12 protein-coding genes, 2 tRNA genes and 1 pseudogene are annotated in these 14,396 nt (G+C 39.0%); 4 read left to right on the forward strand and 11 right to left on the reverse strand.

The features are described 5' to 3' along the window. Positions 1–338 precede the first annotated feature (338 nt). Positions 339–2,579: a polysaccharide biosynthesis tyrosine autokinase gene (locus AN490_RS03250; protein ID WP_299999899.1), complete on the forward strand. Its 2,241-nt coding sequence runs from the start codon at positions 339–341 to the stop codon at positions 2,577–2,579. A gap of 16 nt (positions 2,580–2,595) precedes the next feature. Here the strand turns inward: AN490_RS03250 and AN490_RS03255 are convergent. From AN490_RS03255 to lipB, 6 genes and pseudogenes are all read right to left on the reverse strand, one after another. After that, positions 2,596–2,840: pseudogene (locus AN490_RS03255) on the reverse strand (hypothetical protein); the annotation flags it as partial. Between the two features lie 277 nt (positions 2,841–3,117). Further along, positions 3,118–3,201 (reverse strand) — tRNA-Leu (locus tag AN490_RS03260). 65 nt (positions 3,202–3,266) lie between these two features. After that, a complete protein-coding gene (locus tag AN490_RS03265) occupies positions 3,267–4,364 on the reverse strand; it encodes an alpha-hydroxy acid oxidase (RefSeq protein WP_168632409.1) in 1,098 nt (365 codons plus the stop codon). Between the two features lie 23 nt (positions 4,365–4,387). Beyond that, entirely contained in the window at positions 4,388–5,263 is an 876-nt protein-coding gene (locus AN490_RS03270) for a M48 family metallopeptidase (protein ID WP_299999916.1), read from the reverse strand. Positions 5,264–5,390: 127 nt separating this feature from the next. After that, on the reverse strand, positions 5,391–6,056 hold the full coding sequence (msrA, locus tag AN490_RS03275) for a peptide-methionine (S)-S-oxide reductase MsrA (protein WP_299999902.1): 666 nt from the start codon (positions 6,054–6,056) through the stop codon (positions 5,391–5,393). A gap of 140 nt (positions 6,057–6,196) precedes the next feature. Beyond that, entirely contained in the window at positions 6,197–6,886 is a 690-nt protein-coding gene (gene lipB / locus AN490_RS03280; protein WP_299999918.1) for a lipoyl(octanoyl) transferase LipB, read from the reverse strand. A 568-nt stretch (positions 6,887–7,454) separates the two neighbouring features. On the opposite strand from lipB, the gene raiA reads away from it, so the two are divergent. Further along, a complete protein-coding gene (gene raiA / locus AN490_RS03285) occupies positions 7,455–8,090 on the forward strand; it encodes a ribosome-associated translation inhibitor RaiA (protein WP_015080529.1) in 636 nt (211 codons plus the stop codon). 51 nt (positions 8,091–8,141) lie between these two features. Here the strand turns inward: raiA and AN490_RS03290 are convergent, their stop codons facing one another. The 3 genes from AN490_RS03290 to AN490_RS03300 form a co-directional block, all read right to left on the reverse strand. Further along, positions 8,142–8,600: a peroxiredoxin gene (locus tag AN490_RS03290; RefSeq protein WP_299999904.1), complete on the reverse strand. Its 459-nt coding sequence runs from the start codon at positions 8,598–8,600 to the stop codon at positions 8,142–8,144. A gap of 153 nt (positions 8,601–8,753) precedes the next feature. Beyond that, on the reverse strand, positions 8,754–9,233 hold the full coding sequence (locus AN490_RS03295; RefSeq protein WP_299999906.1) for a PIN domain-containing protein: 480 nt from the start codon (positions 9,231–9,233) through the stop codon (positions 8,754–8,756). Next, positions 9,230–9,997, reverse strand: coding sequence for a hypothetical protein (locus tag AN490_RS03300; RefSeq protein WP_299999908.1), 768 nt, complete (start codon positions 9,995–9,997; stop codon positions 9,230–9,232). Before AN490_RS03300 ends, AN490_RS03295 begins: the two co-directional genes overlap by 4 nt. Positions 9,998–10,239: 242 nt before the next feature. On the opposite strand from AN490_RS03300, the gene AN490_RS03305 reads away from it, so the two are divergent. Next, the gene (locus tag AN490_RS03305) at positions 10,240–11,370 is read left to right on the forward strand and encodes an acyltransferase family protein (RefSeq protein ID WP_299999910.1); all 1,131 of its coding nucleotides are present in this window, start codon (positions 10,240–10,242) and stop codon (positions 11,368–11,370) included. Positions 11,371–11,871: 501 nt separating this feature from the next. On the opposite strand, the gene AN490_RS03310 is transcribed toward AN490_RS03305, so the two are convergent. Next, a tRNA-Thr gene (locus AN490_RS03310) sits at positions 11,872–11,943 on the reverse strand. A gap of 33 nt (positions 11,944–11,976) precedes the next feature. Between AN490_RS03310 and AN490_RS03315 the strand changes: the two genes are divergently transcribed. Further along, the gene (locus tag AN490_RS03315) at positions 11,977–12,240 is read left to right on the forward strand and encodes a DUF3493 domain-containing protein (RefSeq protein ID WP_299999912.1); all 264 of its coding nucleotides are present in this window, start codon (positions 11,977–11,979) and stop codon (positions 12,238–12,240) included. Between the two features lie 45 nt (positions 12,241–12,285). Here AN490_RS03315 and AN490_RS03320 read toward each other — a convergent pair whose 3' ends face one another. Beyond that, positions 12,286–13,941, reverse strand: a complete 1,656-nt coding sequence (locus tag AN490_RS03320) for a DUF1565 domain-containing protein (RefSeq protein WP_299999914.1) — start codon at positions 13,939–13,941, stop codon at positions 12,286–12,288. Between the last annotated feature and the right edge of the window lie 455 nt (positions 13,942–14,396).

Genomic DNA, 14,396 nt, shown 5'->3' on the forward strand with positions numbered 1-14,396 from the left:
AAATTAGTATATAATTTAGCAATATTGTTTGTGGGATTCCAGAAAGTTCAATAGTGACATAACCTAATTACACCAAATTTCGCTCTAATGAGATACAAACTTGAATTATGAAACTCTTGTAGTGCAGGCATTTTGCCTGCTGGATATGTACTTAATAAAACCGGAAAGATCTGTATCCATACTTTGATACAATGTTTAATTTGTGACAATAGTCCCACCTCTGAGCTAGATAACGCCAGGAGTCTAGTTTAAGTAGTCTCGTTGAACCAAGAATCCCCCTGTCTTGAGACCGGCGAGTATCAAATATCCTTCCCTTATCACTTACACAATAGAAATCCATGCTTAATAAGCAAATTACAAACCAGACAAATTCTATCAATAGCATTATTCCTACATCTGGATCATTTCCAGATTCTACATCTTCTCAGTTTACTGAACAGGAACAGTCTGATGGTCTAAGTTTTAAGAGCTTTTTTGAACTTTTACAACGCCGAGCGATTGTCATTGTAGCGGTGATTTTTGCTGGTATGACTGGTGTTACTTATTTAACAATGACGCAAAAAAATATATATGCAGGAAATTTTCGAATCTTAGTTGAACCTGTTAATAATGATGATCAAGCAGAAAAAATAAAGCTGACAGACTCTTCTTTTTCTAAACCTGGACTAGATTACGAAAGTCAAATTCAAGTTCTTAAAAGTTCAGAACTGCTAGAACCAATTATTAAAAAATCGCGAGAATCATATCCTAACATTACCTATAACTCTCTTATTTCAAATTTAAATATTCGTCGTATTGGAACGACAAAAATCATCGAAATCAGCTATCAAAGTAGTGATCGTCAAGAAATCCAATTCGTCTTAAATACATTTTCTGAATTCTATTTAAAATACAGCCTAAATAAGCGGAAAACCAAACTAAATCAAGGCGTTCAATTTGTAAATCAACAACTACCCGATATCCAAAATCGGGTGGCACAGTTGCAAAAAGAAATGCAAATATTCCGCCAAAAATACAATTTTATTAGTCCAGAAAGCCAATCTGGAATAATTACTGCAAATCTCCAATCTTTAACACAACAACGACTATCTGTAAATCAACAGTTAGCCGCTGCTAAAAATAATTATCTGAGATTGCAGGCACCAGAAGAACAATTGGCCATTCTCAATGATGCTCCTCTTTACCAACAGTTAATTGTCCAACAGCGCCAATTAGACACCCAAATATCTGGAGAATTAGCTCGATTTCAAACTGATAACCCAGTTATTCAAACCTTACAAGATAAAAGAAACAATCTCTTACCTATTATCAATGCAGAAGCAAAACGAATTTTGAACACTAGAATAGCTCAAGCGGCTGTTATAATTCGGAAAATAGAAGTAGATAATCAACAACTGACACAAGCAGAACAACAATTACAAAGCGAATTAAAACAACTACCAATTCTCTCTAGACAATACGCTGACATTCAACGGAATTTACAACTAGCAAATGAGAGTTTGACGAGGTTTTTAGCTAAGCGTGAACAATTACAAATAGAGGTAGCACAAACAGAACTACCTTGGGAATTAATCCAAGCACCTGCTCAATCAAGATATCCAATTTCGCCAGATGCTCCCCGCAATTTACTATTGGGATTTGTGGCTAGTTCTTTATTAGGATTCGGTGTTGCCAAAATCATGGAAGATATAGATAATACCTATCACAGTATTGAAAATCTCCAGGATAAGATCGGAGTGCCTTTATTAGGGTCTATTCCCTTTAATAAAAACTTAACTCGGAGTCCATCTTCAAACCTGAGAAACATAGGAAAAGATCAAGAACCAGAAGTAGTTGTGGACCCTATTATGGCAAGTGATGAATATAACACTTCTCCTCGTCGTCCTTCCCAATCCAGTTCTTATTATGGACAGGGATCATTTTGGGAATCCTTACAAGTTTTATATAGTAATATTCAACTGCTTAATTCTGATCGACCAATTAAGTCTTTCGTTGTTTCCTCTGCTGTCCCCGGAGATGGTAAAACTACGGTGGCATTTAGCTTGGCAAAAACCGCCGCGATCATGGGGAAAAAAGTATTAATTGTAGATTGTGACCTCCGCAAACCCAAGGTTCACAAATTATCACAATTAAATAATCTGTGGGGAATAAGTAGTTTAATTTCTTCAGATATAGATGTAGAGCAAGTAATTCAAAAAATGCCTGGATTCAATGATTTATCTGTGATTACCGCAGGTCCTGTACCACCCGATCCTGCCCGGTTGCTCTCATCAGATAAAATGAGTCAAATAATGGACTATTTCACCGAGAATTTTGATTTAGTGATTTATGATACTCCTCCTTTGACAGGATTAGTAGATGCTAGATTGGTAGCAGTTCATACTGATGGTGTGATGCTAGTTGTAAGAATTGATAAAACAGATAAATCAGTCGCAAAGCAACTTGTTAATACGCTAAAAGCATCTCCCATCAATTTACTAGGATTAGTAGTCAACGGCGACAAATTCCGAGGAGTCGGATATAACTATAATTATAGATACAGTTCATATTACTATCCTGAGCGTCAATCGGTTAGTTAGGGTTTACTGGTAGCGACCGTGCTAATTTCACAGCATGGTCTTGACGTTTCCTACTTATTTTGAGGTGGCGTTTTCCTAAAACCTATCTAGCTTTGCCCCGATTTTTTGAACCTTTGACTTTTCTGGAAACACGGCGTTGTGAACGTTTAAGAACCTTTTCTCCAATACGCAGAAACTTAGGATTCTCAATCCTTCACGGAGAAACTTAGGATTCTCAATCATTACGCCATGAGAATCGGTGTAGTATTCCTTCAAACCTACTAGTGGGAACTAGCCTAATTCCTTGCACCATTATCACCTTTTATATTGCTGAATCTCTTGATTTATAGAGGTTTTAGCTTTATTCAGCAATCCCTACTTAATTTCGGAATTATACAGCACTTCCCGGTGCTATGAGGTACATATCTAGCGGCTAAGATGCCCGCACCACCTTTGTACATCATAAGAGCGGAAACCGCTGTATTAAGCAAAGAAATATTCACGAGAAACCAGTCACAGACATTATTTCGTATCTGTGACTCGAATTTATTTTTCTAAATGGGCAGGAGGAGAATCGAACTCCTATGACCTCACGGCCGCCGCATTTTGAGTGCGGTGCGTCTACCAATTCCGCCACCCGCCCTTGGGTGTCACTTTTACAAGTATAGCCTATTTTTTTTAGTTTGGCAAGAGGTAATTAGATTTAATTTAGAAATTTTTTGGTAATTGGCTCACCAAACTAGAATCAATATCTCCCAAACTGGCACAACCACTCAGAGCCATTGCCAAATTTAACTCATCTTGTAATAGGGAAATGATGTGAGATACGCCAATTTTTCCAGCTACCGCTAATCCCCATAATACAGGTCGGCCAATGAGTACGGCTTTAGCACCGTAAGCTAAGGCTTTGAGGATATCTGTACCCCGACGGATACCACCATCCAATAGGACTTCGGCTTTACCGTCTACTGCGGCGATAATATCAGGTAAAGCATCCAAAGAAGCGATCGCTCCATCTAATTGTCTACCACCGTGATTAGAAACTACAATTGCTTGCGCTCCATATTCTACAGCTCGCACAGCATCATCAGCCCGTAAAATTCCTTTCACTACCAAAGGTAGGGGACTCAGAGATTGTAACCATTCCAAATCCTTCCAAGTGACTGCGGGGTTAATTTGTTGAGCAAAATAAGTCAATAAACCAGATTCTCCTGGTGCTTGGGGAATGTCCAAACCAGAGATATTAGTTAAATTAGCGGGATGTAAGCCAGGAGGTAAAGTGAACTCATTGCGCTGATCTCGTTCTCTTTTTCCCAACATAGGAGCATCTACCGTCAGACAAATTGCTTTGTATCCTGCGGTGTATGCTCGTTGCACCAAAGCCTGAGTTAAACCCTGATCTTTATGGATGTAAAGCTGAAACCATTGCAAACCTTTGGCAACTGTGGCAACTTCTTCTAAACTCTTGGTAGCAAGGGTACTCAACACCATGCCCACACCTGCATCAGCCGCAGCTAAGGCTGTAGCAATTTCTCCTTCTGGATCAGCCAGACATTGAAAAGCCATGGGTGCGATTAATAGGGGTAATTGCAAAGATTCCCCTAAAACCTGGGTAGTGAGGTTAATTTTACTAACATCAACTAACATTTTCGGACGAAGTTTCACTCTTGTAAAAGCAGCGAGATTATCCCGCAACGTCACTTCATCCCATGCACCACTGCTGTAATAATCAAAAGCCATCTGGGAAAGATGCTCTTTTGCTAGTTGTTCATATCCAAATAAATTAATCGCTGATAAAGAATTCATATCTTGATTGACTCTAGCAAAATCTACCAATTCCTCCATCCACCTTGAGATATAGTTTCACTTTTGTAATTAATACCGTGATTTTGCACTAATTTTTGGTACTCTTGACTACCTGCCCAACGGTCAATTTCCTTCGCTCGTAATACGGGGACAGGATGGCTTAATTGGGCTGTACGGGCGGATTTGACCATTTCTCCCAATTCCGTTTTACTAATGTCATCATAGGCACGAGCTTGGTCAACAAAGGCCTCTAAATTGAGTTGAGGCGCTAAAGTAGGAGAACCGCCGGCTAACTTCATTAATACTGACATGACAACTTTCGGATTTTGGGTAGCTAACAAAGCGGCGCGATCGCAGGTAAACTCAGCACAGCGGACCCATTCTAATAATTGTGACTGGATAGCTTGAGCCAAAACAGCACCGACATTTGGGACAATGGCAGCAGCTAAAATCAATAAATTCACAGGTGTTAAATACACGCTATGATCACATTTAAGATGACCTAATTCATGGGCAATTACAGCCTGTATTTCTTCAGGGGTGAGGATTTCAATCAAGGATGTATGAATGACCACAAAAGGCTGCTTACCTCGCATGGCAAAGGTGTAAGCGTTAGGGGCTGGGTGTTGACGCACATATAACTGAGGTGGATCAATATCCAGAATTTGACAAGCTTCTAACAGTAACTTGTGTAAATCAGGAAGTTGTTTTTCTCCTACCAAAATACTAGAAGCGATATTTTCCACATAGAAAACCTGTTCGGCCATGGGACCGAGCAAATTTCGCACCATCATATCTAAACCGGGAATTTGTTTGAGAGTTTTGGTGGCTTCCAAGTCCAGAGGATGACGGAATGAGTCTGCTTTTAAGCCTGTGAGCGAGGTTTTGAGTAAGGACATAGTATTTAAAGTAAGAGAAAATGTGAATTCTAGTGTTTTTGACATAACAAAACCCAAGATGATCGAGGATTTTGTTGGGTTTCCTTGCGTCAACCCAACCTACGATACGATGTTGATTTCTATGGTTCTAACTAACTTGTGCTTCAGGAATACCTACGGGACAAGCTACGTTAGTACCACCTAAACCACAATAACCACCGGGGTTTTTGGCTAAATATTGCTGATGGTATTCTTCAGCATAATAAAATTCTGGTGCATCTAAAATTTCTGTGGTAATTTTGCCATACCCAGCACTGCTGAGGGCTGGTTGATAAGCGTTCTGTGATGCTGTTGCTAGTTCTTTTTGCTCTTGTGAATAAACGTAAATTCCTGAACGGTATTGAGTACCAGCATCATTCCCTTGACGCATTCCTTGGGTGGGGTTGTGACTTTCCCAGAACACTTTCAACAGTTGGGAATAAGTAATGATTTTGGGGTCAAATACAACTAATACTACTTCATTGTGACCGGTCATGCCACTACAGACTTCTTGATAGGTGGGGTTGGGGGTGTAACCAGCCGCATATCCTACCGCAGTGGTGTAAACTCCTTCTTGTTGCCAAAATTTGCGTTCTGCTCCCCAAAAACAGCCTAAACCAAACATGGCGGTTTCTAAGCCTTGGGGAAAAGGTGCTTGAAGACGATTTTTATTAACATAATGTTGTACTGATACTCGCATTACTTCTGCGCGTCCTGGTAAGGCTTGCTCAGGTGTAGGTATGGCTGACTTTTTGCCAAATCCGAATATTCCCATGATTTTTAATTTGTATTATGTTTGATTGCTATTCTTTTTTATTGTAAAGATTTTTGCAGCTAGTACACAACGGCGTAAGTCAATCAACCATTAAAAATTTGACAAAAGCTTGTGTAATCTGCTTTTTTAATTTTTAATTTTTAATTTTTAGTGCTAGTCGGAGATTTATCAACCTCAAATTCCACACCAAATACTTCTGCAAAACATTGATTGACAAAAGGACGGACTTGGTTACAGGTAATGTCAGGAATCGATGCGGCTAAACTGCTGACTGGTTTATCAATAATGCCACAGGGGATAATTTGTTTAAATCCTGTCATGTCTGGACAAACATTTAAGGAGAAACCGTGCATGGTAATCCATTTACTCACTTTTATGCCGATGGCAGCAATTTTGTATCCTTCTAGCCAAACTCCGGTAAAACCAGGAATCCGTTCTCCTTTCAAGTCGTAATTTGCTAAAACGCGAATTAATACTTCCTCAAGTTGACGCAAGTACCAATGCAAGTCTTGACGATAACGGCGTAAGTTTAAAATGGGATAACCTACCAATTGTCCGGGACAATGATAGGTAACTTCGCCGCCTCTTTCAATGCGATGCACATCATAATCACTTTTGTCAAGATTAAATTTAATAAATTCTGGATTTGCTGCTGTCCCCAAGGTGTAGACCGGGGGATGTTCTAGTAGAATTAAGACATCATCTAGTTCTGGATTGTGAATGCGTTCTGCAACGAGCGATCGCTGCCACTGATGAGCAGTTTCATAAGGCATTACGCCAAAATTATATAGTAAACAACGGTACGGGTTCAATTGAGTGCTAGGAATCATCAGTGAATAGGTCTTATTTGCCAAAATATAACGAACAAATGTCAAGCTATGCAAAGGATCTTAAAGGAACGTCAAGGAAATATATTTTATAAACCACAAGGTGCTAGTTTGAATATATAACCTGAATGGGCGTTGGGAGAAGAGCAATAAGCTAAGACAATACCAGCTAATTTACTGACTGATGGCAACTTAAAAATTTATTTGTATCAATCAGGATCAAATTTCCCAAAATGGTTGTATTCTCTATACAATAGTGAACAAGACTGGGGGACAAGAAAAGGGCAAGCACTCCTATTTTGGTAAAGTTCCATAGAACTAGGCGTTTAAAAGAAATATATCTCAAAAGGCCTAATTCAATAGTTTTGCTTCAAACAGCCAATTCCTTGGTAAACAGTTGGAAACAAGACGATAAGTAGCGCAAACATGACGATGTAAGAAGTGTTAAAAATGCTAAAAGGCAATGTCTTAGGGATAGGTGGCGATTTATGCTGGTGGCAGTGATAGGCCTTACCGCAATTTCTATTCCTAACTGAAAACATCACATATAATATTGAGCGGGAGAGTTTACATGAAGCTTGTCATCCACGGTAAAAATATTGAAATCACTGATGCAATTCGTGAATATGTGCATCAAAAGATTGAAAAGGCAGTTAGTCACTTCCAGAACATCACCAATCAAGTGGATGTCCATTTAAGCGTAGCTCGCAATCCCCGAATAAGTACGAAGCAAGCGGCAGAAGTAACTATTTATGCTAATGGTAGTGTTATCCGTGCGGAAGAAAGCAGCGAAAGCTTATATGCAAGTATTGACCTAGTTGCAGACAAAATTGCTCGGCAATTACGGAAATATAAGGAAAAAAGGCAGGATCATAAAACTCAACCTATATCAACTAACGAAGTAGTAGCACCCGAAACTGTTGCAGCGGATTTAATAGGCGATCGCACCGCTGAATTACCCCAAGAGGTTGTTCGCACCAAATACTTCTCCATGCCACCAATGACATTGGCAGAAGCGCAAGAACAACTGCAACTGGTGGGACATGACTTTTATATGTTTCATAATGCAGAAAGTGGAGAGATTAACGTCATTTATGAACGTAATCACGGCGGTTATGGAGTAATTCAACCTCGTAATAACGGTAACGGCAACGGTAAAAATGGCAAATCTGCTCATGTTGGTGTAGCAGAAAAATCTAGAGTTTAATTATCGAGAGTCTCAGATCCCCGACTTCTCTGAGAAGTCGGGGATCTTAATTTATGCTGCTAGTTGTTGCAGGGTTTTCAATGCTTCTTCAACGTGGCCTTTAAAGTTCAACATGGAATCAAGTACATACTGAACCACACCATTTTGGTCAATCACATAGGTAACTCGGCCGGGAATAAAACCAAAAGCGGTAGTTGCACCATATTGTTTTCGGACTTTATCACCTTGATCACTTAAAAGTGTAAAAGGCAAATTGTATTTATTTGCAAACTTTTGATGAGAGTCGCTAGAGTCACCACTCACACCAATAACTTCAGCACCAGCGGCTTGAAATACTGCATATTGATCTCGAAAAGCGCAAGATTCTATAGTACATCCTGGTGTATCATCCTTGGGATAAAAATAGAGAACAACGGATTTTTTACCCCGAAAGTCTGCCAAGCTAACATTTTCGCCGTTTTGGGTAGGTAGACTAAAATTAGGTGCGGTATCTCCAACTTTGATAGACATAGGTGGCTATTAATAATTGCTTAATAAATCTACATTAACTAATTATTCATCATTAGTAACATATTTTTTTAGCACTAAATAGTATACCTGTATAATTATTAGCATAGTTAAGTGCTATAACCAATGTTGAAAATGTCTATCCTAAAGTCTTATCTATATCTCATCAAAAAGTTCTAATTGGTTTGGGAAATAAGGTCTTGTAATACGTAAAAGAGGATCGCCTATTGTGCCAGATAGTTTAAGCAATCCATCATCGAAAGTTTCTAAAACATCAACTTTAGCCTGTATTGCAGTTGCTACATGAGTAGCATCTTTAGGTTTTAAACTTTCATGCTGCCACATTAAATCTCTAGCTAATTCTCCAATTTTACGGTCAACATCATATATGTAAATCCATTCATGCCTGAGAAAAGCACGTATTTTTTCCTCAACATCCTTGGAAAGTTTGGGTTTACCTTTTTCAAGCCTAATAACTTCTATAAATGTTAATGCAGATGTAACGATGATAATTTCACCAGCTTCAGCCGCTTTCATTACTGAAAGGCATTCACCAATTTTATCATCTTCGTTTTTAAGCACAGCTAAAAAAGTACATGAATCCCAGTAATGACGAGGCTTCGATGAACGTTTCAATCTTTGCCTCCTAAAATACCAATAATATCTTTAATACTGGGAAGCTCTGTCTCATTTGGAAAAACTTCCATGTCTTCAACTTCTACACTAACTTTTTGTCCATCTTCTCTGGAACGGATAAGACCGTACACAGATACTCTTTTGCCAAGAGCATCCTTGATTTTGTCAATAAGTCCTGGCATGAAATGGCATTTTACACCTTTACCAGTAAGTAGATCATAAATTCTGAATAAAGGCTTTTGGCTTAAATCTATGGCGTTAAGAACACCTTCTACAGAGCCAAAACTTTTATAACGAGCGCCTATAAGTTCATCAACGTTTGCAACCAAGTGTTGTGTCAGATTAACTCTCTTAGAATTAGCTCCTACCTGAATAGTTGATATATCTTTGCCAATTAAACTAGCTAAACATTTAGCACTTTCTAGCGCCCGGTCTGAAAAGAAGGGTGGCCGTTGAGGATATTCCTCAAGAGTAGCAATTCCTTTTTCTACTGTAGTAACAACTTCAGCTATTTCAGCCATTGCTACACGCTCAGTAGCTATACCTTGAATTGTCAGATGAACACTACCACTTGTGACCGATGAAACAACCCAATTTACAGATGGGCGCTTTTTTTCACCAAGATTCTGATCCACTTCGTGTAAAATGTTTGCCAATTCTTCTTGGGCTTTGCGAAATTTGTCAAACGGAAGCAACGAGCCGTCAATGTCAACTGTCAGGCTCGTAGGTCGTTCTCCAGATTGAACTAGCTTCTGTTGTTCCATTTTTGAGGCAAAGTTATTCAATTCTTAGTTTAAACTAAATTTGTACCTTATCATTGTCAATCTACTAAGATAAACTAAGTTTTTCAGGTAGATTCAGTAGTTTCAAGTTTTTTCGTTCTTAAATAAGTGTTTTTTGTGGTGGTTAAGTCATAAAATTGACTCTGTAACTTAAGTGATCAATTTTCCTTGATAAAGTGCATCAAGAGGAGTAAGGTGAGATCCTCAAATAAGATATTCCGTCTATGCGTCTGAGTTCCCTTGATGTGTTTCGTGGTATTACCATCGCTGCGATGATTCTTGCTAATATGGCAGGAGTTGTAGATGATGTTTATCGTCCCCTCGGTCATTCCGAATGGCACGGTTGTACACCCACTGACTTAATATTTCCCTGCTTTTTATTCATTGTTGGTGTGGCTATGACGTTTTCTCTGTCAAAATATACCGCAGAGAACAAGCCCACCAAAGCAGTTTATTTACGCATCCTGCGCCGCACTGCGATTCTGTTTATATTGGGTTTAGTATTAAATGGTTTTTGGAATCAAGGTGTTTGGACTTTTGATTTAAGTAGTATCCGCTTGATGGGAGTATTACAACGGATTGCTTTAACTTATCTTTTTGCATCTTTAATAGTTTTAAAATTACCTCGCAAAAGTCAATGGTTAGTAGCAGGAGGTTTACTCATTGCTTATTGGTTGACAATGATGTATATTCCTGTTCCTGATTATGGTGCGGGAGTGCTAACGAGAGAAGGTAATTTTGGCGCATTTATTGATAGATTAATTATTCCCAAGGCACATTTATATAAAGGTGATGGGTTTAATTTCCTGGGAGATCCTGAAGGACTTTTTAGCACTATTCCGGCAATAGTTAGCGTTTTAGCCGGTTATTTTACTGGACAATGGATCAAAGATAAAAAACAGGCTACTTCACAAACCAGCATGGATTTAGTATTATTTGGTTTGTGTTGTTTGGTAATTGCAATTATTTGGGATGTGGCATTTCCCATTAATAAGAAAATTTGGACGAGTTCCTATGTTTTATTTACCGCTGGTTGGGCATTAATGTTATTAGCAGCTTGTTATGAATTGATAGAAGTGAGGTTAATTAAACGTTGGAGTAAGCCTTTTGAGATCATGGGATTAAATGCGATCGCTCTTTTTGTGGCTTCTGTATTCCTGATTAAAATCACGGCAAAAACCCAAATTGGCACGGGTGAATCCGCTATTAGTATCTATAATTGGATTTACCAAAATATCTTTGCATCTTGGGCAGGAAATTTCAACGGCTCATTTTTGTTTGCACTTGTTACCCTGTTATTTTGGTATGGTGTTGCTGCTTTGATGTATCAGAAACGTTGGTTTATTAAAGTGTAAATAAAACTTTTGTGGGACGGGCATCTTGCCTGTCTAAATTCTGCGAATTTACTCATAAAATCTTTGAGAGAAATTTATTCGTTTACCTCAAAATCTACTTTATCCTCAAATATTACTTCTGGTAAGCTGGTATTATATAGACATGACAATATTTGCAAGCCACAGGACAAGCAGGTTGTTTCAACACCCCTCCCGGAGTGGGGCGGGTTGAAAGCAAATATCTCTGAAATTTTGGTAACAAATTTTTGAAGAGTTTCAACACCCCTCCCGGAGTGGGGCGGGTTGAAAGACATTTATGCAAGTATAATAAAAAATATCTGGGTGGGTTGAAAGATCAGTAGGTCGTGGGTTTAACTCTGAAAACACTATATAAATACAGTGTTGCTTGTGATAGTTAGGGACGATTAATTTGTTAACAGTGACACGAATTAGTTAAAAATGACATTAATCTGTTAACAGTGACAAATAAATTGTTAATGTACAAAAGTATATATTACTTAAAGCCGATGATGAGATTTGAACTCACGACCTACTGATTACGAATCAGTTGCTCTACCCCTGAGCCACATCGGCGTACATAGTCAAACATCGTAACATAATTTATTGATGATGGAACAAAAATCTCCAAAAAATCTCAACCCCCAACAATATGAACGTCTCAAAGCCGAAGCAGCCGCACCCTATCGGGGGTTAAGGCAATTTATTTATATTGGTGTCGGTGCTTCCGGCTTTATTGGTGCATTCGTTTTCTTTTTTCAACTCCTAGCAGGACGCGATATAGAACAAGCAGCGCCTAATTTCGCCATCCAACTAGGAGTAATTGGGTTAATGATGTTTCTCTGGAAATGGGAAAACAGCAGGAATAAATGACAGACAAGAGGCAACTGGGAAGATAAATATTCCCCTGCCCCCTGCCTACTTGCCAGTTACCAGATATGGAGAATTAATTGCTTGAACACGACCAGCATTAACCAAGGCTTGATATACAAAAGCCGCAATTTCCGCTCTAGTTGCTTGACGCTTAGGTGCAAGCTCTTTAACAGTGGGATAATTAATGACTAATTGCCGTGAAGTTGCTGCTGCTACTGGACCAACTGCATAACTAGGAATTTGACTAGCATCAGTATAGAAGTTAATCACAGTCTGACCATTCGCAGTTAAACCCAAACCATTAGCTAAAGCCACCAAGGCTTGCACTCTAGGAATTTGTTGTTCTGGCTTAAAAGTTAAATCGGGATAACCAGATAGGAACGGACTACTAGAAGCAGTTTGAATGGCGCTATAAGCCCAATAATTGCTTTTGACATCGTTAAAAGTAATCGCTTGGCGTGTTGCTGAAGGTTTAAAAGCCTTATTTATGATAGCAGCAAATTGAGCGCGAGTTACAGGTTCATTGGGTTTAAAACTACCATCTGGAAAACCAGCGATAATATTTTTGGCAGCTAAAGCTTCAATGTAAGCTTTTGCCCAGTAACCTGTTTGCACATCTTTAAAAGCAGTGTTTCCAGTATTTCCAGTATTTCCAGTATTGTTATCGGGAGGTGTAGTCACTTTAGCCGCGACAAAATCAACAGCACCAAAAATCCGCTTCTCGTTGATATCGTTACCAATAGCGACAATTTTGCCGGCTTTAGTAGCATTGTTCAAATCATAGCGAGCATTATCACGGATGAGATTGCCACCAGGATTTTCACTTGTACCCAGGTCAGGAACTGCACTAATAGTAGCGACAATACCATCCCGTTTATTACCGCGAATGGAATTTTTACGGAGGATAGGTTTGGCAGTTTCCGAGATAAAAAGACCGTCTGTGTTTTGGGTAATGTTGTTACTTTCTAATAAAGGTGTAGAACTACCACCAATTGCTACACCAAAACCAGTATCCTGAAATAAATTGCCACGAATCACACCTTGGGCAGATTTAGTTACAGAAATTCCATTGCCCTTATTTTTCAAAAAGACGTTATTTTCGATTTGGGGATTTCCCGTACCTGTCACAAAAATTCCTTCTCTGACACTGTTAATAAATGTGCTATTTTTGATCACCGGGTTACTGGATTCTACCCATACAGCCGTTCCCCGTGAATTCGGGTTGGTAAAAGTTAAACCTGTAATAATAGTGCTATTATTCGCTAACAGTGTAATATCCTGTCTGGCAAAAGTGCGACTAGTGTAATAACCACCACCGCTAATTAAGATTCCCTCACCCTTGTTAGACTCATTACCTTGAAGCGTCACTCCAGAATTGAGGACAAGAGGGAATGTTTCACCACTATCTTTACTATAGTTCCCAGGGGCAACCTGAACAACTGTCCCGGCTGTAGCTTTAGAAAGGGCAAAAGTGATGGTTTTATAGGGGGCTGCTATAGTTCCATTAGCGGCAGTATCTTTTCCAGTGGCAGAGTTAACGTAAATGACAGTGCCATTGGCTGGCACTTGGGCTGTTAAAGTTGGAGCAGCGCCAGCTTTAAGTTGAGTAAGTATGAGGGTAGAACTACCAGCAACTAATAACAAAGCTGTCAGGCTGGTTTGTAAAGATAAACGAGAAATATGAAAACCCTGATTTTTCATTTTTTTAGTGAATGATGTGTTTAATGATGGTACTTTCACAAGAGTGTAAGGTAACAGATGTACATCTGTAAAACCCATGACAAACTATACCGGATCATTATCACTTATTCCGCTAAAATTGTGATTAAAAAAAACAAAGTAACTTAACAGTTCAGTAACTTTTATCCTCTAACATACCTCTAAGATACAAGGTTGGGTTGACGCAAGGAAACCCAACAAATAGACAAGGTATTGCTCCTACATAAAAATTGAGGATAAGAAATCTTCTCCTCAACTTCCCTACTGAAAGCAAGGAGTAAATATTTTTGACATACTCACCGACCTGAAGGTGCGGGGAAACACTTGACACTTCGCCAGAACACGTCACAAGTGGTCTTATCGTCCCTCCATGTCCGTTTAAAGTCTCCCAATGCCCTATGGCGACTATGACCAAATTTTAACATAAAGCCGTCCTG

This window comes from Anabaena sp. AL09 (assembly GCF_001672255.1).
GTDB lineage: Bacteria > Cyanobacteriota > Cyanobacteriia > Cyanobacteriales > Nostocaceae > Dolichospermum > Dolichospermum lemmermannii.